Here is a 21336-nt window from a genome sequence, read left to right as displayed (position 1 = left end):
ACGAGCGTCATAACGGTAGAATCGCAGCCTTTTTTTACCATCGAGATCAGCAGCATGCCGCATCGCTTCATCAGTTTATGGTTGCTGGTCCTGAGCGGGAGCGTTGCGGCGCAAGATCCTGCCATTTCTTCTTCCATCTCCTACAGCCGAGATATCCAACCGATCTTCACCGAGAAGTGCGTAGCCTGCCATGCGTGCTATGACTCGGCCTGTCAGCTCAATCTCGGCAGTGGCGAAGGCGCCGCCCGTGGCGCGAGCAAGATGCCGGTATATGACGGCGAACGCACCCAGGCGGCACCGACCACGCGCTTGTTTTACGACGCCTTCGGCAAGCGCGCTTGGCAGCAGAAAGACTTCTATTCGGTACTCGATGCCCAGGGCAGTCAGGCCGCGCTGATGGCGCGGATGCTTGAACTCGGCCACAAGACGCCGCTGACGCCCAACGCCAAACTGCCAGAAGAGATCGTTCTTGGGCTCAATCGCAACAATCTATGCGCAATGCCTGCGGAGTTCGACGGATATGCCGGCGCGCACCCGAAAGAGGGTATGCCGCTGGCCGTCACCGGTCTGACCGACCAGCAATACCAGACCTTGCAGCGCTGGCTGGCGTCTGGCGCGCCGATTGACGAGCAGAGCCTGGCGCCGAGTGCCAAAGAGGCCATGCAAATCCTGCAGTGGGAAAACCTGCTCAACGCCCCCGGCGCCCGGCAGAGTCTGGTCGGGCGCTGGTTGTTCGAGCACTGGTATCTGGCGCACATCTATTTCAAGGACGGCGAGCCGGGGCATTATTTCCAGTGGGTGCGTTCGCGTACGCCGAGCGGCCAGCCGATCGACCTGATCGCCACTCGCCGCCCTAACGACGACCCGGGCACGCAGGTGTATTACCGCTTGTGGCCGGTGCAGGGGGTGATCGTGCACAAGACGCACATCACTTATCCGCTGAGCGCGGCGAAAATGGCCCGGATCAAAAGCCTGTTCTACAGCGGCAACTGGCAGGTCAACGCGCTGCCGGGTTACGGGCCGCAGAGCCGTGCCAATCCGTTTGCCACCTTCGAGGCGATTCCGGCGCAGGCGCGCTATCAGTTCATGCTCGATAACGCCGAATACTTCGTCCGCACCTTCATTCGCGGGCCGGTTTGCCGTGGGCAGATCGCGACCGACGTGATCCGCGACAACTTCTGGGCGCTGTTCCAGGCCCCGGAACATGATCTCTATATCACCGACCCGAACTACCGCGGCCGGGCCACGCCGCTGCTGGCGATGCCGGGGCAGAACGACGATGTCGGCAGCGTGCTGAGCCTGTGGCGCAACTATCGCGACAAGCGCAACGAATACGAGGCACTGCGCCGTGACAGCTATGCCGATCTGCCGGCGCCGAGCTGGTCGACGCTGTGGGCCGGCAACGACAACGCCTTGCTGAGCATTTTCCGCCACTTCGACAGTGCTTCGGTGACCAAGGGGCTGATCGGTGAGGTGCCGCAAACCATGTGGCTGTTCGATTATCCGCTGCTGGAGCGCACCTATTACCAGCTCGCGGTCAATTTCGACGTGTTCGGCAACGTTTCCCATCAGGCGCAGACCCGTCTGTATTTCGACCTGATCCGTAACGGCGCGGAGCAGAACTTCCTGCGCCTTATGCCCGCCGACTCGCGCGAGGACTACCTCAACGATTGGTACCAGGACGGCGGTCAATTCAAGATGTGGCTCGATTACGAGGCCATCGATGACGACAAACCGACCGCGCTGAAGCTCGACGAAAAAGACCCGAAACATGATTTCGCCATGCAATTGCTGGCGCGCTACGGCGATCTGAATGCACGGCCAGACCCGATCAATCGCTGCGACGGCGCTTATTGCTCGCGACCGAATATCGATCCGGCCTTGCAGAATGCCGAGCAGGCCTTGAGCCGTCTGGCCTCGCGCCCGGCCGCAGGGCTGAAAGTCATCGACCAGATGCCCGAAGCGACTTTGTTGCGTGTCGAAACCGCCAGCGGCAAGCGCGAGGTCTACAGCGTGCTGCGCAACCGCGCCCACAGCAACGTGGCGTTTCTGCTCGGTGAATCGCTGCGCTATCAGTCGGGGCTCGACACCTTGACGATCTATCCGGGCGTGCTCAGCAGTTACCCGAATTTCATGTTCAACGTCCCGGCCGAGCAGGTGCCGGCGTTTGTCGATGCCATGGAAAACGCCAGGGATGTCAATCGGTTCGAAAAGATCGTCGAGCGCTGGGGCATTCGGCGCAGTCATCCGCAGTTCTGGCTGTATTTCCACGATCTGAGCCAGTACATCCATGAAACCGACCCGGTGGAAGAGGGCGTGCTGGATATGAACCGGTACGAGAATCTTTGAGTATTCGCAGGCGTGTGCCCGGGATTCTTTCCCGACAAAAATACTAGGACTTTGTCAGCCGCGCCGATTGGCGTAAACTGCGCCCACGCCTGCGAGGAGTTTTTATGACCGCTATTACCATTACCGACGCCGCCCATGATTACCTGGCTGATCTGCTCTCCAAGCAGAACACCCCGGGCATCGGCATCCGTGTCTTCATCACCCAGCCTGGTACCCAGTACGCCGAAACCTGCATTGCCTACTGCAAGCCAGGCGAAGAGAAGCCTGAAGACACCGCGCTGGGGCTGAAAAGCTTCACCGCCTACATCGATTCCTTCAGCGAAGCGTTTCTTGATGACGCGGTCGTTGATTACGCCACCGACCGCATGGGCGGCCAACTGACCATCAAGGCACCGAATGCCAAAGTGCCGATGGTCAATGCCGACAGCCCGGTCAACGAGCGCATCAACTACTACCTGCAAACCGAGATCAACCCGGGGCTGGCCAGCCACGGCGGTCAGGTCAGCCTGATCGACGTTGTCGAGGACGGCATTGCCGTGTTGCAGTTTGGTGGCGGTTGCCAGGGCTGCGGCCAGGCTGACGTAACCTTGAAGGAAGGCATCGAGCGCACTCTGCTCGAGCGCATTCCTGAGCTCAAGGGCGTACGCGATGTGACCGACCACACGCAGAAAGAAAACGCCTACTACTAAGGTGTTCGCTGCGAACATGAAAAACGGCGCCCCGTGAGCGCCGTTTTTTTATGGGTAACTTTTGCCGCCCCCATTCGCGAGCAGGCTCGCTGCCACATTGAAATGCAATCACCTGTGGGAGCGAGCCTGCTCGCGAAGGCGTCTTCAAGGGCGATAAAGATGCGCATGCCCGGCGCGATACAACGAAGACTCGCTGAACACCTCGCTGCCCAGCACCCTGCCAACCAGAATCAGTGCAGTTCGCCGAAACCCTTTGGCCTCGACCTTTGCGGCAATGTCCGCCAGTGTACCGACGACCCAGTCCTGATCCGGCCATGTCGCGCGGTGAATCACGGCAATCGGGCAGTCCGCGCCGTAATGCGGCAGCAGTTCAACCAGTATCTTTTCCAGATGATTGACCCCCAGATGAATGGCCATGGTCGCGCCGTGCTGCGCCAGGCACGCCAGTTCTTCGCCGGCGGGCATCGCAGTCTTGTCGGCGTAACGGGTCAGAATCACGCTTTGCGAGATGTCCGGCAGAGTGAGCTCTGCGCCCAGCAGCGCTGCGCATGCCGCTGTGGCGGTCACGCCCGGAATGATCTCGAAAGGAATGCTCAGTTCACGCAAGTATCGAATCTGCTCACCGATCGCGCCGTACAGACCTGGATCGCCGGAATGCACACGGGCCACATCCTGGCCTCTGGCATGGGCCGTCCTGATCAGATCGATGATTTGTTCCAAGTGCAGTTCAGCGCTATTGACCACGATTTCGGCCTGATGACCTTCCAGCACCGCGGCGGGTACCAGCGAACCGGCGTAGATAATCACCGGGCAGCTGCGAATCAGCCGTTGGCCTTTGACGGTGATGAGTTCAGGGTCGCCGGGGCCGGCGCCGATGAAGTAGACGGTCATCGTTGAATCCTTGTGAAGAGGCGCAGGCACACTGCAGATGAAGCGTGCTCATGATCGATGGCGGGGATTATCGGGATTTTATGCAGCGCCGGCCAATGCCAGCGTGGCCTGCGCATATTTCTGCCGGTGGATCAGCAGTTTCGCCGGCGCCTGAATCAGTTGCTCGGCCAGCGCCAGCGCGGCGCTTTCCGCCACGCCGTAGCAGCCGGTGCGCTCAAAGGCGATCTGCGATTGATGGCTGAGGCGCTGCTGATAGGGCGCCAGCTCGGCACTGTTGAAATACTGCAGCGGCAGGTTCAATTGTGTGGCCAGTTCCAGCAACCCCGGTTCGTCGCGCTTGAGATCGATACTCGCCAGAGCCTTGACCGCTCGCAGCTCGATGCGGTGCGCCTGCAATGCTTGATCAAGTAACGCACGCAGCGTACTGGCCGGACAGCCGCGCTGGCAGCCGAGGCCGACCACGAAGGTCGGCGCTGCGCGGTCATCGGTCATGCCTGATAAGGGCCTGCGCTCTTGCGGCGGAACAACCACGCACTGATCAGGCCCAGAGCCAGCCAGAACGCGACGTTGGTCAGCTGCGAAGCGATTTTGAACTGGGTTTCCAATGCCTCTGGAGCGAGCATCGAATGCACCTGCGGTTGCGGCGCGCCGATCACATGCGGCACGGCGAGAATCGCCACACCCAGAAGCTTCATCAGCCAGTGACGGCTGAAAGCGATCAGTGCCAGGCCGACAGCGGTCGAAGCGGCAGTGCCGATCCACCAGATCTGCCGCGAAGCCAGATCGGCGGCGGCTGTGCCCGGCAACTCAGGTGGCAGGCCCAGGGTCGGCGCGAGAACGAACGTGGCGTAACCGGCCAGACCCCAGAGCAATCCTTGCGAGGTCTTGGTCGGCGCGCGCAAGGTGTACAGGCCGGCGAGCATCAAGGCGAAACCCACTGCCACCACCAGATTACCGCCAGTGGTCGAGACCACACGCTGCCAGCCGTCTTCCGGCTCCCAGGCTTCGCCATCATGGCTGTGGGCGGCAGTGCCAGCGGCGTGTTCGTGAACTTGCGCGATCGGTTCGGATTTCTCGAAGGTTTCGGCCTGCAGAATCAGTGGCGATACCCAGAAACTCTGTAGCAAGGTCAGGAGCAGGGCGGCCAGCAAGCCGGTGAAGCCTGCGGTTTGCGCGATACGCTTGATCATTTCGGCAAGCCTCAGTGGCACGGGAACGCGGCGCTGTGGCGGGTATCGTGGGCGGCGTTGTGCACCGCTTCGATGTGCGAGAAACCGGCGAACCAGACCAGGCTGGCACCGAGGATCGAGGCGAAGAGGGCGGCAGCGACGCGTTGGCCGAGTGTGGTGCTGCTGGAAATGGGGTCAGTGTGGCTGACGGTGTTGCTGATGATCGACATAGCGCTTCCCTCTGAAATGTCAGCGGGTAAACAGAGCGCATGAAAATCCCTGCGGGCCGGGCACGCAGGGATTTCGAACAGCGCCCGCCCACCGCGGGTTTGTTTGTGGTCAGCGACGCTTGCGCGTGCTGGGTGTTGCGGGCCGGTCTCCGGGCTCGCGAGGGGTTGACTGGTCGCCGACCTGCAAGCATCACCTTCCCATGCCGGGGCACAGTGGATCTGACGCTTCGCTCGCTTACCGTTGCGGGGGCAGCACCGGACTGACATGGCTTTGAGTAAAGCACATGATTCACCGGTTTCCCGTTTCACCCTGTGAAGGGCACCCGTAACAAGGTGGGCAGGAGAACATGGGTTTGGGTTTTTAGTCAATTTCCGGGGAGTTTTCGGTGCTGCGGTGGGGGTGTTTTTCTGATGTTTTTGTGTGTATATCCGTTGCTGCGGGTGTTGCTGATTACGGTTTCGCCCTTACGGCGAGGCACTTTTTCCAAACGCCGAAAAAGTACCCAAAAAGGCTTGCTCCTACGTTCGGCCCTCGCAGGCTCGGGTTCCTTCGCTCCGGGACTGATCCGGGCGCAGCGGCTCCGGTTTGCTTCGCTGCACCTCCTTCCGCTGTGTTCGACTGCGTCGAACGGTCGCTGCGCTCCCACGCCCGGATCAATCCCTCCACTCAGCCTTCCGACGTCGCTGGTGGATCAAAAGCAAGATCAAAAGCACTCGAGCTTGCGCTCATTGTTGAGTGGGGCGGCTGCGCTGCTTTGCTTTTGCTTTTGTGGGAGCGAGCCTGCTCGCGAAGGCGGCCTGACAGCCGACCTGGTCTTGAAGCACGCGATCCAACTGTAGGAGCCGCCGAAGGCTGCGATCTTTTGATCTGGCTTTTGCTTTTGATCTTTTGCCACTTCGGCAGGCTTCGTTATGGGATCGCTCCGGGTGTGGGAGCGCAGCTACCGTACGACGCAGTCGTACATCTGGAAAATTGAGTCGCTGGAGCGATACCGCCCGCCGCTGCACCCGCAGCAACGGATATGCCCTCGGTTCCGAGGCTCAACGCCCATTGACCCATCCCCACACCATGCGTAGCCTTGCGCTTTCGAGGTTCTTCGGCACTTGCCGAAGCTAAGAAGGGAACGCGGTCAAAGCCGCGGCTGCCCCCGCAACTGTGAACGGTGATGTTCGTTGCCACGCCACTGCCAGCTCAAACGATGAGCCAGCGGGAAGGCGCAATGGACGCCAGGCCCAACGCCTGAACGCCGTCAGCCAGGAGACCTGCCTCGTCACAGATTCTCACTACAACCGGGCGGGGTGATCCGGTGGCGAATGCTTCCGGCGTGCACGCGCGCTGCCGGTTCTCGTCCCGTATGCCCGCCGCTTGCCAAAGGGCATACCGATGAAAACACTGGCCAAACTCCCCGTCACCATCGTCACCGGTTTCCTCGGTTCGGGCAAAACCACGCTGCTGCGGCACATGCTCGATAACGCTCAGGGCCGGCGCATCGCGGTGATCGTCAACGAGTTTGGCGAGCTGGGCATCGACGGTGAAATCCTCAAGCAATGCACCATCGGCTGCACCGAAGAAGAGGCCAGCGGCCGCGTTTATGAGCTGGCCAACGGCTGCCTGTGCTGCACCGTGCAGGAAGAGTTCTTTCCGGTGATGCGCGAACTGGTCGCCCGTCGCGGTGACCTCGATCACATTCTCATCGAAACCTCCGGCCTGGCCCTGCCCAAGCCGTTGGTGCAAGCCTTCCAGTGGCCGGAAATTCGCAGTGCCTGCACAGTCGATGCAGTCATTACCGTGGTCGACAGCCCGGCCGTCGCTGCTGGCACCTTCGCCGCGTTCCCGGATCAGGTCGATGCCCAGCGCAAACTCGATCCGAATCTTGATCACGAGTCGCCGCTGCACGAGTTGTTCGCCGATCAACTGGCCAGTGCTGACCTGGTCATCCTCAACAAAGCCGACCAGACCAGCGCGGAAGATCTGGCTCGGGTGCGCGCTGAAGTCGCCGAAGAGCTGCCGCCAGCGGTAAAAATCATCGAAGCCAGCAATGGCCGTCTGCCGCTCGACGTGCTGATTGGCCTCGGTGCCGGCTCTGAAGAACATATCGACAGCCGCCACAGTCACCACGATCACCACCATGATGGTGATGACGACGATCACGATCACGACGCCTTCGATTCGATCTCCATCGAACTGCCGCAAGCCGACGAAAGCCTGCTGCTCGACGCGCTGACGCAATTGGTGGTGCAGCACGGCATCCTGCGGGTCAAAGGTTTTGCGGCAATTCCGAACAAGCCGATGCGCCTGTTGATCCAGGGTGTGGGCACGCGTTTCGACAAGCATTTCGACCGCCAGTGGGGCGCCGACGAAGCGCGCGTCACGCGTCTGGTGCTGATCGGTCAGGAGCTTGATGCGGCACAACTCGAAGCGCAATTGCGCGCTGCGCTCAGCGTTTAAGCCATGCACCTGCTCAGGACCCAGCCCGGCGGATTCGTCTCGGATGACAACATTGCCGATCTCGGACAAACCCCCGCCGAGCTGGTGATCCTGTGCAGCGGCGATTCCAGCCTGGCGCTGCTCGCCGAGGCTGCGCAGCAACTGCCGGATGACTACCCGAGCTTGCGCCTGGCCAATCCGATGCAGGTGCAGAATCATGCCTCGGTCGATCTGTATGTCGATGAAGTGCTGCGCCACGCCAAGGTCATTCTGATTTCGCTGCACGGCGGCATCGCCTATTGGCGCTACGGCGTCGAGCGGCTGGTCGAGCTGTCCGAACGCGGCGTGCAACTGATTCTGGTGCCCGGCGATGACCGTCCGGATCCCGAACTCAGCGACTTGAGCACGGTCAGCGCCGAAGTGCGCGATCGACTCTGGCAATTTCTGCGTCAGGGCGGCATGGGCAATGCGCTGGATTTCTTCCGTTGCCTGGGCAACCAATGGTTCGCCCGCGATTACCCGTGGAGCGAGCCGCAAACCCTGCCGCGCACGGCGATTTATCACCCACAGAAAAACAGCGCTGCCCTGAGTGACTGGCAAGCCGAATGGCTGCCCGGTCAACCGGTGGCGGCGCTGTTGTTTTATCGCTCGCATTTGCAGGCGGCGAACACGGCGTTCATCGATGTGTTCTGTCAGCGTTTGCAGGCAGCCGGACTCAATCCGCTGCCGATCGCGGTGGCCAGTCTGAAAGAACCCGGTTGCTTGTCGGTGGTCGAGGACTGGCTGGATGAAGTCGAGGCGGGGGTGATTCTCAACACCACCGGTTTTGCCCAATCGAGTCCCGAGGCGCCGCATCTGCGCCCGTTTCGCCGCAACATCCCGGTAATTCAAGCGATCTGCGCCCAGGACAATGAGCCCGGCTGGCGCGACAGCGAACAGGGCCTTGGGCCGCGTGATCTGGCGATGCACATTGCTTTGCCGGAGCTTGACGGGCGCATTATCAGCCGACCGATCAGCTTCAAGGATCTGGCCTGGCGCAGCGAGCGCAGTCAGTCCGATGTGGTCTGCTATCGCGCCCAGCCCGAACGCATGGATTTCGTCGCCGAACTGGCGCGGCGCTGGGTTGCTTTGGCACGCGTGCCGAACGGCGAAAAACGCATCGCCCTGATCCTCGCCAACTACCCGACCCGCGACGGCCGCATCGGCAATGGCGTCGGCCTCGATACGCCGGCGGCGGCGCTGAATATCCTCCGCGCTTTGCGCGAAGAGGGTTATCCGGTCATCGCTGAATTGCCCGATAGCGGCACCGAACTGATCCAGCAACTGCTCGGCGGCGTCAGCAACGACCTCGACAGTCTCGACCTGCGCCCGTGCCAGCAAAGCCTGGCGATGGACGATTACCTGGCAATGTTCAATGCGCTGCCGCAGGCGAATCGCGCGGCGGTAGTCGAGCGTTGGGGATCGCCACACAATGATCCGATGTGCCGCGACGGTCGCCTGATGATCGCCGGTCTGCGTTTCGGTCTGACCTTTGTCGGCATCCAGCCGGCACGCGGTTATCAGGTCGATCCGAGCGCGGTGTATCACGACCCGGATCTGGTCCCGCCGCACGGTTATCTGGCGTTCTATTTCTGGTTGCGCAACACCTACGGCGCTCACGGCGTGATCCATGTCGGCAAGCACGGCAATCTCGAATGGTTGCCGGGTAAAGGCGTCGGCCTTTCGGATAATTGCTGGCCTGACGCGCTGCTCGGGCCGCTGCCGAATATCTATCCGTTTATCGTCAACGATCCGGGCGAGGGCGCCCAGGCCAAGCGGCGCACGCAGGCGGTGATCATCGACCACCTGATGCCGCCGCTGACCCGCGCCGAAACCTACGGGCCGCTGCGCAATCTGGAGTTGCTGGCCGACGAATATTACGAGGCGCAACTGCTCGATCCGCGCCGCGCCCGTGAGTTACAGCGCGACATTCTGCAGCTGGTGCGGGACACGCAAATCGACCGCGAATTGCAACTGGATGCCGCGCTGGACAGCGATGCCGATGCGGCGATCTGGTTGCCGCGTTTGGACACTTATCTGTGCGATCTGAAGGAGTCGCAGATTCGCGATGGGTTGCACATTTTTGGTGAATCGCCGAGCGAGCGCTTGCGTATCGACACCTTGCTGGCGTTGCTGCGCATCCCGCGCGGTGACGGCAAGGGTGCGCAGTCGAGTGTGTTGCGAGCACTGGCCAAAGCGTTTGAACTGGGTTTTGATCCGCTGGATTGCGCCTTGGCCGATCCGTGGAGCGGCCCGCGTCCGCCCGAGTTGCAGGCCATCAGCGAAGAAGTCTGGCGCACCGCCGGCGACACCCGCGAACGCCTCGAACTCTTCGCCGCAGACCTGATCTTCCAAACACTGAATGTCCCCTTTGGGAGCGAGCCTGCTCGCGAAAGCGGTGTGTCAGTAAAAGACCAGTTGTCTGACCCGACGCCTTCGCGAGCAGGCTCGCTCCCACACGGGTCGGGGTGGATTGAGGTTAATTCGATACTCGAGCATCTGCGCGAAGTCGTCGCCCCGCGCCTCGACGCTTGTGGCCCGGCCGAAATGCGCGGTCTGCTCGACGCCCTCAGCGGTCGTTTCGTCCCCGCCGGCCCCAGCGGCGCGCCCAGCCGTGGCCGCCTCGACGTGTTGCCCACCGGGCGCAACTTTTACTCGGTCGACGTGCGCAATCTGCCCACGACTACCGCATGGCGCATCGGATTCCAGTCGGCAACGCTGATTCTCGAACGACACTTGCAGGATCACGGCGATCACTTGCGCCACCTTGGCTTGTCCGTGTGGGGCACTGCAACCATGCGCACTGGCGGCGATGACATTGCTCAGGCCATGGCGCTGATGGGCGTGCGTCCGGTCTGGGCCACGGGCAGTCAGCGCGTGGATGATTTCGAGATTCTGCCGCTGAGTCTGCTCGATCGTCCGCGAGTCGACGTGACGCTGCGGGTGTCGGGGTTTTTCCGTGATGCGTTTGCCAATCTCATCCGCCTGTTCGACGCCGCCGTGCAAGCGGTGGCCGCGCTGGACGAGCCGGACGATTTGAATCCACTCGCCGCCAAGGTGCGCGCCGAACGCCAGGCGCTGTTGCAGTCGGGCGTCGATGAAGATACCGCGCGGCGTCAGGCCGGGTGGCGCATCTTCGGCGCGAAACCGGGGGCGTATGGCGCCGGAGTGCAAGGCGCTATCGACGGACGTCTATGGCAGTCGCGCGAAGATCTCGCTGAGGTCTACCTGAACTGGGGGGCCTATGCTTACGGCGGTGCCGACGAGGGCACGGCTGCCCGCGAGCAGTTCAGCCAGCGCCTAAGCCAGGTACAGGCAGTTCTGCAGAACCAGGACAACCGCGAGCATGACTTGCTCGATTCCAACGATTACTACCAGTTTCAGGGCGGCATGCTCGCGGCGGTGGAGACGCTGCGTGGCGAAGCGGCGGCCAGCTATCACGGCGATCACAGCCAGCCGGATCTGCCGAAGATTCGTACCTTGAAGGAAGAACTCAATCGCGTGGTGCGCTCGCGCGCGGCGAATCCGAAGTGGATCGACGGAATCAAGCGTCACGGCTACAAAGGCGCGTTCGAACTGGCGGCGACGGTTGATAATCTGTTCGCTTTCGATGCGACCACGCAGTTGATCGATGACCATCAGTACGCGTTGCTGGCGGAGGCATATTTGCTCGATCCGGCGACCCGGGATTTTGTTCGTGAGCATAATCCCCATGCGCTGCGCGACATGACCGAACGCATGCTCGAAGCGCAGCAGCGCGGGATGTGGCAGGAGCCTGGGGCTTATAAGGAAGCGCTTGAAAACCTCCTGCTGGACATTGAAGAAGACACCTGACAGAACGCGATCCCCTGTAGGAGTGAGCCTGCTCGCGATAGCGATAGTTCGGCAAACCCATAAGTTGACTGATACACCGCCATCGCGAGCAGGCTCACTCCTACAATTGAAAACCTTTCACCGACCATGAACGAGTATCCAAGATGACCGACACCCCGCATTTCCCGCTCTCCGCCGTGGTCGGCGCCGATGACTTGAAGCTCGCCCTGTGCCTGAGCGCCATCGACCCGAAAATCGGCGGCGTACTCATCGAAGGTCCGCGCGGCATGGCCAAGTCGACGCTGGCCCGGGGCCTGGCGGACCTGCTCGCCAGCGGCCAGTTTGTCACTTTGCCGTTGGGCGCTACCGAAGAGCGGCTGGTCGGCACCCTCGACCTCGATACTGCCCTGAGCGACGGTCGCGCGCAGTTCTCGCCCGGTGTTCTGGCCAAGGCTGACGGTGGCGTGCTGTACGTCGATGAGGTGAATCTGCTGCCGGATCATCTGGTCGACCTGCTGCTCGATGTCGCCGCCAGCGGCACCAACCTGATCGAGCGTGACGGCATCTCCCATCGGCATTCGGCCAAATTCGTCCTGATCGGCACCATGAACCCGGAAGAGGGCGAACTGCGGCCGCAACTGCTTGACCGCTTCGGCTTGAACGTTGCCCTCAGCGGCCACACTGCGCCCGCCGAACGCGGGCTGATCATTCGCCGGCGGCTGGATTTCGACAGCGATCCACAACGGTTCTGCGCGCAGTGGGCGAGCGAGCAACACATCCTGCGTTCGCGCTGTGAAAGCGCCCGCGAGCGCTTGGCAGCCATCCCGCTGGATGATGCGGCATTGGCGTTGATTACCGAGCGTTGTTTCGCCGCTGGCGTCGATGGCTTGCGCGCTGATCTGGTGTGGTTGCGCGCGGCTCGCGCCCATGCGGCATGGCGTGGGGCCGATGCGATTGCTGAAGAGGATATCGACGCGGTGGCCGAATTTGCCCTGCGCCATCGCCGCCGCGAACACCCTTCATCCAGCGCCCAATCACAAGCGCAATCTCCCTCAGGCACTGACAGCAAATCCGGCGAAGGCCAGGGCCAGTGGGGCGAGATGCCGGCAACGGTGCAAGCCACCGGTGCCCGCCGCGAAGTTCCGAGCTGGCCGCCACAGGCAAAAAAGCCCTAGGCATTCGCCCCCGATCCGACGCGGGGGCGAATGCCAGACCCCGTGCCGGACAACTCGACAATGGCCGCCAGGGCCAACGCCAGAGCGCCAGCAGCGGTTCGGTGAACTGGCCGGGCACGCTGCTCAATGGCCGTCCTCAGCGCCGCGCTGATCTGCTGTTCCAGCAGCGTACCCGTTCGCCCCATGAAATCTGGCTGGTGATCGTCGACGCGTCGGCCTCGACCCGTCGCCATCAGGCTTTGAGCGATGCCAAGGGCCTGCTCGCGCAGCTGTTCGACGACGCTTACCGCCAGCGGGCGCGGCTGGCGTTGCTGACTGCCAGTGGTTCTGCGCCGAAATGGCAGTTGCAAGGCTTGAAGGCCTCAAGCGGCCTGAGCGCCTGGCTCGACGGTCTGGGCGCCGGTGGCGGCACGCCGTTGCTCGCGGCACTGGAACAGGCGCAGCAATGGCTGACGGTTAGACGCAAGCGCTTTCCCGCCGAACAGCAACGCTGCCTGATCGTGACCGATGGTCGCTTGAAAGAACTTTCAGGGTTGCCAGTGCTGGCGTGTCCGGGATTGCTGATCGACATTGAGCGCGGGCCGATCCGACTGGGCCGGGCAAAGGATCTGGCGACCGCGCTGCAAGCGCAGTATCAGCATATCGATGAGCTGGGTCTACGCTGAAATCCGCCGCACCGCTCGCACCCTGTGGGAGCGAGCCTGCTCGCGAATGCTTCTTCAGCAACGCTGAAAGTCTCCGATCAAGGTCATTCATACAGATTTTGAAATGATTTACCGCTGTGGAGCAGGCCGGTCAAACCTGTACGCTCGAAGGCCATTTTTCATTCAGGATCTACATGAACACCCTCTCGGAGCCTCCCAGTCAGCATTCTCCAGCGCAAAATTGCGCGGTTTTGATCCTTTTGCAGTATCCCGTCTTCCGACTCCCGACTATGGTTGATAACGCGGCTCTTGAGCCTTCGCGTTGCACTTCGCCGTGTCCGGCCGCCTGAATTCACTGAAGAGAGATCGAGACGTTTTATGGAATGGTTAGCGGATCCCACGGCCTGGTTAGGCCTGTTGACTCTGATCGTGCTGGAACTGGTGCTGGGTATCGACAACCTGGTGTTCATCGCAATTCTTGCCGACAAACTGCCGCCGCATCAGCGCGATCGTGCGCGGATCATCGGTCTGTCCCTGGCGTTGATCATGCGCCTGGGCCTGTTGGCGAGCATTTCCTGGCTGGTTACGCTCACGCAGCCGTTGTTCGAGGTGTTCGACAAGAGCTTCTCCGGGCGTGATCTGATCATGCTGTTCGGTGGCGTGTTCCTGTTGTTCAAGGCGACGATGGAGTTGCATGAGCGCCTCGAAGGCCACGTCGGCGAGCGCTCGACCAACACAACCTACGCGCTGTTCTGGCCGATCGTCGCGCAGATCGTGGTGCTCGACGCGGTGTTCTCCCTCGATGCGGTGATTACCGCTGTGGGCATGGTCGATGAACTGGCGGTGATGATGATCGCGGTGATCATTTCCATCGGCCTGATGATCGTCGCCAGCAAGCCGCTGACCCGCTTCGTCAACGCACATCCGACCGTGATCATGCTGTGTCTGGGCTTCCTGATGATGATCGGTTTTGCCTTGACCGCCGAAGGTCTGGGCTTCCATATCCCGAAAGGTTACCTGTACGCCGCCATCGGTTTCTCGATCCTCATCGAGGTGTTCAACCAGATCGCCCGGGCGCGGCGCAAACGTTCGATGCAGGGCGTGCGGCCAATGCGTGAGCGCACGGCCCATGCAGTGATGCGTCTGCTCGGTGGCCGCAAGCTGGCGGCGGAGGAGGTTGGTGAGGAAATCTCCGACCTGCTGGACAACGGTGAAGCGCCGGTGGCCGAGCTGTTCGACCGTCGTGAGCGGGTGATGATCAGCGGCGTGCTGCAACTGGCAGAGCGGCCGATTCGTAACCTGATGACGGTGCGCGCCGACGTTGACCTGATTGATCTTGCCGATGACGCCGAAACCATTCGCACGAAGTTGATGCATTCGTCGTACTCGCGCTTGCCGTTGATTCGCGATGGCGCGGTGGATGAGCCCTTGGGCTTCGTACACAAGAAGGAATTGCTCAAGGAGTATCTGGCCGGCAACGAGCCGAACCTGGAGCATCTGGCACGCAAGACCGTCAATCTGCTCGACAGTTACTCAATCCTCAATGCCCTGGAGCAGATGCGCGCGGCCTCGACCCACATCGCTTTCGTGGTCAACGAGTTTGGCGATTTCGTCGGCGTATTGACCATGACCGACATTCTCGAATCGATCGCCGGTGAGTTGCCCGATGCCAGCGAAATCGAAGGCCCGGATGTGGTCGAGGAGCGCGGCGGTTTTCTGGTCAGCGGCGCGCTGCCCTTGGCTCGCGTTCGCCAGCGTACCGGCTTCGATGCCGAGCCGACCGAGGATTATCAGACCATGGCCGGGTTGGTGATGAGCCTGCTGGATCGGTTGCCGATGACCGGCGATCGACTGGAATACGAGGGCTGGCAACTGACCGTCAAAGCGGTAGAAGAACGGCGGGTGACGCGGGTGTTGCTGGAGCGCGCTGCCGCGTAATCCTTGCGTTTTCTAAAAGCTGTGCTGGCCTTTTTGCGAGCGGGCTAGCTGCCACATTGCAACGCAGTTCAATGTGGCAGCTAGCCTGCTCGCGAAGGCAATTTGGCAGGCACTTCACAGCTCTGGGCTCGTTCAGAACATCCGGCGTAGGCGCCCATGTGGGACGGTACGCAAAGTACGAAGTGTCTGACGCAGCCAAGGCAGATCATGCTTCCGTTTACGCGCTGCAAAGGGGGCTTTGGTCTTGCCGATGTGCACGGTGAAATCCCGTGCGAGGGTTTCTTCAGTGCCGATACCTTTGAGCTTTTTCAGCAGCCTGCCGTTTTTATAGAACAGCACTGTTGGCGTGCCCGTGACATTCGGGTGCTTGGGCGATTGGCTGGTGTTGAGCATATAGATGTTGGCGCGCAGTCGGTAAGGCTCGGCAATCTGCCGAAAGATCGGCCCGGCCCATTCGCAGGCGGGGCAGTGATCATTGGCGAAATACAGAATGACCGGGCGCCAGGTTTTCAGGGCTTTGCGGTAAACCGGGGCCAGCGTGGAGGTTGTGTTTGTGGCGTTCATCGAAGGGTCCTTTTCAACGAGCGGGTAGGCTCCTTGACGTTAAAGGAGTAGGGGCGTCGCGGTCTACTGTCAGAAATTACAGGTGGGGTGCGTAACCACGAGATTAATCCCACAAGAACGCCAGATAGACCTGACAACCAATGCGGGAACCTCACAAGAAACCGCGTGGTAACCTCAATGCATTGCGCCGAGCATCACTTGGAGTGCTATTTTGAGCACTAATCAGAGCACTTCAAGAGGCACAGTTCATGACGCACATTGTTCTTTCTCACGTCGTAGCGAGTATTTCCGAATTGAAAAAAAACCCTATGGGTACAGTGGCAGCTGGTGGAGGCCGGTCTGTGGCGATCCTTAATCGAAACGAACCGGCCTTCTACTGTGTTCCTGCCAAGGAATATGAAGCAATGATGGAGCGCCTGGAGGATCTGGAACTGATCGCCCTTTGCAAGGAGCGAGAAAACGATCCGACCATCAAGGTATCCATTGATGACCTATGAACTGGAATTTTCTGAAAAGGCTTGGAAGGAGTGGCGAAAGCTTGGGTCGGAGCTCAGAGAGCAGTTCAAAGATAAACTTGTTGAAAGGCTGGCAAATCCCCACGTTCCGGCGGCTCGTCTGAAAGGATTGAGTAACGCCTATAAAATCAAGCTTCGAAGCGCTGGATATCGGTTGGTCTATCGGGTCAGGGACGAGGTACTGGTCGTGACGGTGATAGCCGTCGGGAAACGGCAGGGTGATGTCTACAGGCAGGCGCTAAAGCGCTGATACCGGGTCTTGTTCAACTGTCACCCTGATTCGCACCACAACGGCGCGATCTGAACCAAGTTGGGAACGCATTACCCTTTTAATGGCTGTGTCAGCTATTTCCTTCGTTCTAGTTCGGGCCAAACCCTTTGGTCCACGAACCATATCTTGTTGATTCCAAAAGCGTTCAACGCAATTACAGATTTCGCGAGATTCCTGTGGCACAATTTCTGCTGTCTATTCCGTAGTAACAAACCGTGTTCCGGTATAGCGGAATAAACACAATTGTGGAGTGCTTGCCATGCGTCGCCATCCTTCGTTGTTCAAAGCGTGTGTTTTTGTTCTTGCGGCTTCTTCCTCGGTCATGGGCCTGGCCCAGGCTGCCGACAGCAAGCTCGACAGTGTTCTCGCCCGTGGCAAGTTGATCGTGGGCACTGGCAGCACCAATGCGCCGTGGCACTTTCAAGGCGCGGACGGCAAGTTGCAGGGTTTTGATATCGACATCGCCAGGATGGTGGCCAAAGGACTGTTCAACGACCCGAACAAAGTCGAGTTCGTGGTGCAGTCCTCCGATGCGCGGATCCCCAACCTGCTGACCGACAAGGTCGACATGAGCTGCCAGTTCATCACCGTCACCGCCAGCCGCGCGCAGCAAGTGGCATTTACCTTGCCGTACTACCGCGAAGGCGTCGGCCTGCTGTTGCCGAACAACAGCAAATACAAGGAGATCGAAGACCTGCAAGCGGCGGGCGATGACGTCACCGTTGCGGTGCTGCAGAACGTCTACGCGGAAGAACTGGTGCATCAGGCATTGCCCAAGGCCAAGGTCGACCAGTACGACAGCGTCGACCTGATGTATCAGGCAGTGAACTCCGGCCGTGCCGATGCCGCCGCAACCGACCAGTCCTCGGTCAAATACCTGATGGTGCAGAACCCGGGCCGCTACCGCAGCCCGAGCTATGCCTGGAGCCCGCAGACTTACGCCTGCGCCGTCAAACGTGGCGATCAGGACTGGCTGAACTTCGTAAACACCGCGCTGCATGAAGCCATGACCGGAGTTGAGTTCCCGACCTACGCTGCCTCGTTCAAACAATGGTTCGGTGTTGATCTGCCATCTCCAGCCATCGGTTTCCCAGTCGAATTCAAATGATCCCGTGAGAGTGGGGCGAGTCAAATCGCCCCGCTCAAGGTACTGCTGACCATGAATTATCAGTTGAACTTTGCCGCCGTGTGGCGCGATTTCGACACCTTGCTGGCGGGGCTCGGGCTGGGCTTGCAGCTGGCGCTGGTGTCGATCGCCATCGGCTGCGTGATCGGCCTGCTGATGGCGTTTGCCTTGCTCTCCAAACATCGCGCCTTGCGGGTGCTGGCCTCGGTGTACGTCACGGTGGTGCGCAACACGCCAATCCTGGTGTTGATTCTGTTGATCTACTTTGCGCTGCCCAGCCTTGGCATTCGTCTGGACAAGATTCCGTCGTTCATCATCACGCTGTCGCTGTATGCCGGCGCGTACCTGACCGAAGTTTTTCGTGGCGGCTTGCTGAGCATTCCCAAAGGCCAGCGCGAAGCGGGGCTGGCGATCGGTCTCGGGGAGTGGCAGGTCAAGGCTTACATCACCGTGCCGGTGATGTTGCGCAACGTACTGCCGGCGCTGTCGAACAACTTCATTTCGCTGTTCAAGGACACCTCGCTTGCCGCTGCGATTGCGGTACCGGAGCTGACCTATTACGCGCGCAAGATCAACGTCGAGAGCTACCGGGTGATCGAAACCTGGCTGGTGACCACGGCGTTGTATGTCGCGGCCTGTTACCTCATTGCCATGCTGCTGCGTTACCTCGAGCAGCGTCTGGCGATCCGCCGATAGGAGGCTGCGATGTACCAATCTCCCAGTTGGTTGCATGAATTGTGGCTCGCCCGCGAGCCGTTGTGGCAGGGCTTTCTGACCAGCGTGCAGGTCTCGGCGCTGGCCATTGTGTTGGGCACCATGCTCGGCGTGGTTGCCGGCCTGGTCCTGACTTACGGCAGATTCTGGATGCGCGCGCCGTTTCGGCTGTACGTCGATCTGATTCGCGGCACACCGGTGTTTGTATTGGTGCTGGCCTGCTTTTATATGGCGCCGGCGCTCGGTTGGCAGATCAGCGCGTTTCAGGCCGGAGCCCTGGGCCTGACGCTGTTCTGCGGCTCGCACGTCGCCGAAATCGTCCGTGGCGCCCTGCAAGCTTTGCCGCGCGGGCAGATGGAGGCGGGGAAAGCCATCGGCCTGACGTTCTACCAATCCCTCGGCTACGTGCTGTTGCCTCAGGCGCTGCGGCAGATCCTGCCGACCTGGGTCAATTCGTCGACCGAAATCGTCAAGGCCTCGACTTTGCTCTCGGTGATCGGCGTCGCCGAATTGCTGCTCAGCACACAACAGATCATCGCCCGAAACTTCATGACCCTGGAGTTCTACCTGTTCGCCGGTTTTCTGTTCTTCGTCATCAACTACGGCATCGAATTACTCGGCCGGCACATTGAAAAGCGGGTGGCCTTGCCATGACTCAAGCTCAAGTTGCTTCACAGAATCAGGCGTTGCTGGATATTCGCGGCCTGCACAAACAGTACGGCGCGGTGGAAGTGCTCAAGGGTGTCGACCTGAGCATGCAGCGCGGTAACGTCGTTACGCTGATCGGCTCCAGTGGCTCGGGCAAGACCACGCTGCTGCGTTGCGTGAACATGCTTGAAGAGTTTCAGGGCGGGCAGATTCTGCTCGACGGCGAATCCATCGGCTATGACGAGGTCAACGGTAAACGCGTGCGTCACCCGGAAAAGGTCATTGCCCGGCATCGTGCGATGACCGGCATGGCGTTCCAGCAATTCAACTTGTTTCCGCACCTGACCGCGTTGCAGAACGTCACCTTGGGCCTGCTCAAGGTGAAGAAGATGCACAAGGACGAAGCCGTGGTGCTTGCCGAAAAATGGCTGGAGCGTGTCGGCCTGCTGGAGCGGCGCAATCACTTTCCCGGTCAGTTGTCCGGTGGTCAACAACAGCGAGTGGCCATCGCCCGGGCCATTGCGATGAACCCGAGCCTGATGCTCTTTGACGAAGTCACCTCGGCTCTCGACCCGGAACTGGTTGGCGAGGTGCTCAACGTGATCAAGGGGCTGGCCGAGGACGGCATGACCATGTTGCTGGTGACCCACGAAATGCGTTTCGCCTTTGAGGTCTCGGACAAGATCGTTTTCATGAATCAAGGGCGAATCGAAGAGCAGGGGCCTCCCAAGGAACTGTTCGAACGCCCGCAATCGCCGCGTCTGGCGGAATTTCTCAAGAGCACGCGGTTTTGAATCTGTACTTTTGCAATCAGGAGAAACACCCATGAGCATTACGCGTTACGGCACCGGCAGCACCGCCGCCGGCGGCCAGCCTCGTCCATTCGCCCGCGCAGTCGAAGCGGATGGCTGGCTGCATGTGTCCGGCCAGGTACCGGCGGTGGATGGCGAGATCATCGTTGGCGGCATCGTCGAACAGACCCACCAGACCATGAAGAACCTGATCGCCATTCTCGAAGAGGCTGGTTATGGTCTTGAAGACGTGGTCCGCGCCGGCGTCTGGCTGGACGATCCACGGGATTTCAGCAGTTTCAACAAGGTCTTCGCCGAGTATTTCAAACCCGAACACGCCCCGGCGCGGGCCTGCGTGCAGGCGAGCATGATGGTTGATTGCAAGGTTGAGATCGACTGCATTGCCTACAAGAAGAAGGCCTGAAACAAGTGCAGCCCTCTTCGCGAGCAGGCTCGCTCCCACATTTGGAATGCGTTTTCCTGTGGGAGCGAGCCTGCTCGCGAAAGCGATGTAACAGGCGACACTGGACTCTCGGTAAACTCCCGGCGAAATTGAATGGAAACTACTGAAATGACCGAAGACACCATCAAGCGCCGGGCACGTGGTCTGGACCGGGCGTTCGATATCCTCGATTTTCTCAAGGAAATCGGCCAGCCCCTGCGCCCCAACGACATCGCCATCGGCATCGGCGGCCCGAAATCCACGGTCTACGAACTGGTCGCATCCTTGCTGGAACGGCGGATTCTGGAACCGGTGGGCAAGGACGGCCACGTCTATCTCGGCCGCCAGTTGTACTTCCTCGGCCAAGCGCATCTGCGCCATTTCGACCTCAGCCGCGAGGCCGATCACGCCTTGCAGGAGATCGTCAGCCAGACCCGCGAAACCGCGCAGATGTGCCTGCTCAACGGGCGCAAATACACGGTGGCGTTGATGAAGGAGGGCGAGCGGCATTTCCGCATCTCATCGGACATCGGCGAAAACGCGCCGATCCCTTGGACCGCCTCCGGGCGCCTGCTGCTCGCGCACTTGAGCGATCAGCAGATCATCGACCTGATCGACGAGGACGACTACATCCTGCCCGACGGCGAACGCCTGCCGCTGGAACGCTTTCTGGCGGAGATTCGTCAGGCTGGCCTCGATGGCTTCTTCTCCTTCGACAGCGTTGCCGACACGTTCACCCATTGCTTCGCCGCGCCGGTGAAAGACCCGCAAGGCGTGGCCATTTGCACGTTGTGCATCGTCGCGCCACGGGCCGATGCAAAAAACAATTACAACGACTATCGCCGGGTGCTGATCGAGAGCGCCAACAGCCTCGCCCGGCGTATCAACGAATAACCGCGG

Annotated in this window: 20 protein-coding genes and 2 riboswitches; of the genes, 15 read left to right on the top strand and 5 right to left on the bottom strand. The window is 60.6% G+C overall.

The features are described from left to right. The first annotated feature begins 54 nt into the window (after positions 1-54). Both BXA01_RS03300 and nfuA read left to right on the top strand, forming a co-directional pair. The gene (locus BXA01_RS03300) at positions 55-2349 is read left to right on the top strand and encodes a fatty acid cis/trans isomerase (RefSeq protein ID WP_076567634.1); all 2295 of its coding nucleotides are present in this window, start codon (positions 55-57) and stop codon (positions 2347-2349) included. 104 nt (positions 2350-2453) lie between these two features. Beyond that, the gene (nfuA, locus tag BXA01_RS03295; protein WP_003225494.1) at positions 2454-3038 is read left to right on the top strand and encodes a Fe-S biogenesis protein NfuA; all 585 of its coding nucleotides are present in this window, start codon (positions 2454-2456) and stop codon (positions 3036-3038) included. Between the two features lie 144 nt (positions 3039-3182). Here the strand turns inward: nfuA and cobM are convergent, their stop codons facing one another. From cobM to BXA01_RS03275, 4 genes are all read right to left on the bottom strand, one after another. Continuing rightward, positions 3183-3929, bottom strand: coding sequence for a precorrin-4 C(11)-methyltransferase (gene cobM, locus BXA01_RS03290; RefSeq protein WP_076563202.1), 747 nt, complete (start codon positions 3927-3929; stop codon positions 3183-3185). A gap of 78 nt (positions 3930-4007) precedes the next feature. Beyond that, positions 4008-4421, bottom strand: a complete 414-nt coding sequence (locus BXA01_RS03285; protein WP_071172073.1) for a cobalamin biosynthesis protein — start codon at positions 4419-4421, stop codon at positions 4008-4010. Beyond that, positions 4418-5119 carry a CbtA family protein gene (locus tag BXA01_RS03280; RefSeq protein ID WP_076563201.1) on the bottom strand — a complete coding sequence of 234 codons (702 nt, stop codon included), beginning with the start codon at positions 5117-5119 and terminating at the stop codon, positions 4418-4420. The genes BXA01_RS03285 and BXA01_RS03280 overlap by 4 nt, the downstream gene beginning before the upstream one ends. A gap of 11 nt (positions 5120-5130) precedes the next feature. Continuing rightward, positions 5131-5328 carry a CbtB domain-containing protein gene (locus BXA01_RS03275; RefSeq protein WP_041478703.1) on the bottom strand — a complete coding sequence of 66 codons (198 nt, stop codon included), beginning with the start codon at positions 5326-5328 and terminating at the stop codon, positions 5131-5133. A gap of 123 nt (positions 5329-5451) precedes the next feature. Then, a riboswitch (cobalamin riboswitch) is annotated at positions 5452-5670 on the bottom strand. A gap of 731 nt (positions 5671-6401) precedes the next feature. Continuing rightward, a riboswitch (cobalamin riboswitch) is annotated at positions 6402-6613 on the top strand. Between the two features lie 99 nt (positions 6614-6712). On the opposite strand from BXA01_RS03275, the gene cobW reads away from it, so the two are divergent. The 5 genes from cobW (at position 6713) to BXA01_RS03250 (ending at position 15365) form a co-directional block, all read left to right on the top strand. Further along, positions 6713-7777 carry a cobalamin biosynthesis protein CobW gene (cobW, locus tag BXA01_RS03270; protein ID WP_056785227.1) on the top strand — a complete coding sequence of 355 codons (1065 nt, stop codon included), beginning with the start codon at positions 6713-6715 and terminating at the stop codon, positions 7775-7777. 3 nt (positions 7778-7780) lie between these two features. After that, on the top strand, positions 7781-11629 hold the full coding sequence (gene cobN / locus BXA01_RS03265; RefSeq protein WP_076563200.1) for a cobaltochelatase subunit CobN: 3849 nt from the start codon (positions 7781-7783) through the stop codon (positions 11627-11629). A gap of 143 nt (positions 11630-11772) precedes the next feature. Further along, positions 11773-12783: an ATP-binding protein gene (locus BXA01_RS03260; RefSeq protein WP_076563199.1), complete on the top strand. Its 1011-nt coding sequence runs from the start codon at positions 11773-11775 to the stop codon at positions 12781-12783. Beyond that, entirely contained in the window at positions 12756-13448 is a 693-nt protein-coding gene (locus tag BXA01_RS03255; protein ID WP_231991037.1) for a vWA domain-containing protein, read from the top strand. The genes BXA01_RS03260 and BXA01_RS03255 overlap by 28 nt, the downstream gene beginning before the upstream one ends. 357 nt (positions 13449-13805) lie before the next feature. Further along, a complete protein-coding gene (locus tag BXA01_RS03250) occupies positions 13806-15365 on the top strand; it encodes a TerC family protein (RefSeq protein WP_076563197.1) in 1560 nt (519 codons plus the stop codon). Between the two features lie 132 nt (positions 15366-15497). Here BXA01_RS03250 and BXA01_RS03245 read toward each other — a convergent pair whose 3' ends face one another. Next, positions 15498-15929, bottom strand: coding sequence for a thioredoxin family protein (locus BXA01_RS03245; RefSeq protein WP_076563196.1), 432 nt, complete (start codon positions 15927-15929; stop codon positions 15498-15500). Between the two features lie 248 nt (positions 15930-16177). Between BXA01_RS03245 and BXA01_RS03240 the strand changes: the two genes are divergently transcribed. The 8 genes from BXA01_RS03240 (at position 16178) to BXA01_RS03205 (ending at position 21330) form a co-directional block, all read left to right on the top strand. Beyond that, positions 16178-16426, top strand: a complete 249-nt coding sequence (locus BXA01_RS03240) for a type II toxin-antitoxin system Phd/YefM family antitoxin (protein ID WP_039758605.1) — start codon at positions 16178-16180, stop codon at positions 16424-16426. Next, complete coding sequence (locus BXA01_RS03235) at positions 16416-16694, top strand: type II toxin-antitoxin system RelE family toxin (protein WP_076563195.1); 279 nt, start codon at positions 16416-16418, stop codon at positions 16692-16694. Before BXA01_RS03240 ends, BXA01_RS03235 begins: the two co-directional genes overlap by 11 nt. Positions 16695-16974: 280 nt before the next feature. Next, on the top strand, positions 16975-17823 hold the full coding sequence (locus BXA01_RS03230) for a transporter substrate-binding domain-containing protein (RefSeq protein ID WP_076563194.1): 849 nt from the start codon (positions 16975-16977) through the stop codon (positions 17821-17823). A gap of 51 nt (positions 17824-17874) precedes the next feature. Further along, the gene (locus BXA01_RS03225; RefSeq protein WP_076563193.1) at positions 17875-18537 is read left to right on the top strand and encodes an amino acid ABC transporter permease; all 663 of its coding nucleotides are present in this window, start codon (positions 17875-17877) and stop codon (positions 18535-18537) included. A 9-nt stretch (positions 18538-18546) separates the two neighbouring features. Then, entirely contained in the window at positions 18547-19209 is a 663-nt protein-coding gene (locus tag BXA01_RS03220; protein ID WP_041478712.1) for an amino acid ABC transporter permease, read from the top strand. Beyond that, positions 19206-19997 (top strand): amino acid ABC transporter ATP-binding protein, encoded by a 792-nt coding sequence (locus tag BXA01_RS03215; RefSeq protein WP_041478713.1) that lies wholly within the window; start codon positions 19206-19208, stop codon positions 19995-19997. The genes BXA01_RS03220 and BXA01_RS03215 overlap by 4 nt, the downstream gene beginning before the upstream one ends. Positions 19998-20028: 31 nt before the next feature. Then, on the top strand, positions 20029-20418 hold the full coding sequence (locus BXA01_RS03210; protein ID WP_016774497.1) for a RidA family protein: 390 nt from the start codon (positions 20029-20031) through the stop codon (positions 20416-20418). A 147-nt stretch (positions 20419-20565) separates the two neighbouring features. Continuing rightward, positions 20566-21330: an IclR family transcriptional regulator gene (locus BXA01_RS03205; RefSeq protein ID WP_076563192.1), complete on the top strand. Its 765-nt coding sequence runs from the start codon at positions 20566-20568 to the stop codon at positions 21328-21330. Positions 21331-21336 lie beyond the last annotated feature (6 nt).

It is taken from the genome of Pseudomonas sp. B10 (assembly GCF_900156235.1).
In the GTDB taxonomy this organism is placed as follows: domain Bacteria; phylum Pseudomonadota; class Gammaproteobacteria; order Pseudomonadales; family Pseudomonadaceae; genus Aquipseudomonas; species Aquipseudomonas siliginis.
Note: the sequence above shows the minus strand (reverse complement) of the source record. Positions and strands in the feature narration are given on the sequence as shown.

Excerpts from the sequence above, each read along its gene's own strand:
- cobM (WP_076563202.1), bottom strand. The coding sequence starts at position 3,929 with ATGACCGTCTACTTCATCGGCGCCGGCCCCGGCGACCCTGAACTCATC.
- BXA01_RS03205 (WP_076563192.1), top strand. The coding sequence starts at position 20,566 with ATGACCGAAGACACCATCAAGCGCCGGGCACGTGGTCTGGACCGGGCG.
- BXA01_RS03215 (WP_041478713.1), top strand. The coding sequence starts at position 19,206 with ATGACTCAAGCTCAAGTTGCTTCACAGAATCAGGCGTTGCTGGATATT.
- BXA01_RS03210 (WP_016774497.1), top strand. The coding sequence starts at position 20,029 with ATGAGCATTACGCGTTACGGCACCGGCAGCACCGCCGCCGGCGGCCAG.
- nfuA (WP_003225494.1), top strand. The coding sequence starts at position 2,454 with ATGACCGCTATTACCATTACCGACGCCGCCCATGATTACCTGGCTGAT.
- BXA01_RS03260 (WP_076563199.1), top strand. The coding sequence starts at position 11,773 with ATGACCGACACCCCGCATTTCCCGCTCTCCGCCGTGGTCGGCGCCGAT.
- BXA01_RS03275 (WP_041478703.1), bottom strand. The coding sequence starts at position 5,328 with ATGTCGATCATCAGCAACACCGTCAGCCACACTGACCCCATTTCCAGC.
- BXA01_RS03300 (WP_076567634.1), top strand. The coding sequence starts at position 55 with ATGCCGCATCGCTTCATCAGTTTATGGTTGCTGGTCCTGAGCGGGAGC.
- cobN (WP_076563200.1), top strand. The coding sequence starts at position 7,781 with ATGCACCTGCTCAGGACCCAGCCCGGCGGATTCGTCTCGGATGACAAC.
- BXA01_RS03250 (WP_076563197.1), top strand. The coding sequence starts at position 13,806 with ATGGAATGGTTAGCGGATCCCACGGCCTGGTTAGGCCTGTTGACTCTG.
- BXA01_RS03280 (WP_076563201.1), bottom strand. The coding sequence starts at position 5,119 with ATGATCAAGCGTATCGCGCAAACCGCAGGCTTCACCGGCTTGCTGGCC.
- BXA01_RS03220 (WP_041478712.1), top strand. The coding sequence starts at position 18,547 with ATGTACCAATCTCCCAGTTGGTTGCATGAATTGTGGCTCGCCCGCGAG.
- BXA01_RS03245 (WP_076563196.1), bottom strand. The coding sequence starts at position 15,929 with ATGAACGCCACAAACACAACCTCCACGCTGGCCCCGGTTTACCGCAAA.
- BXA01_RS03235 (WP_076563195.1), top strand. The coding sequence starts at position 16,416 with ATGACCTATGAACTGGAATTTTCTGAAAAGGCTTGGAAGGAGTGGCGA.
- BXA01_RS03230 (WP_076563194.1), top strand. The coding sequence starts at position 16,975 with ATGCGTCGCCATCCTTCGTTGTTCAAAGCGTGTGTTTTTGTTCTTGCG.
- BXA01_RS03285 (WP_071172073.1), bottom strand. The coding sequence starts at position 4,421 with ATGACCGATGACCGCGCAGCGCCGACCTTCGTGGTCGGCCTCGGCTGC.
- cobW (WP_056785227.1), top strand. The coding sequence starts at position 6,713 with ATGAAAACACTGGCCAAACTCCCCGTCACCATCGTCACCGGTTTCCTC.
- BXA01_RS03240 (WP_039758605.1), top strand. The coding sequence starts at position 16,178 with ATGACGCACATTGTTCTTTCTCACGTCGTAGCGAGTATTTCCGAATTG.
- BXA01_RS03225 (WP_076563193.1), top strand. The coding sequence starts at position 17,875 with ATGAATTATCAGTTGAACTTTGCCGCCGTGTGGCGCGATTTCGACACC.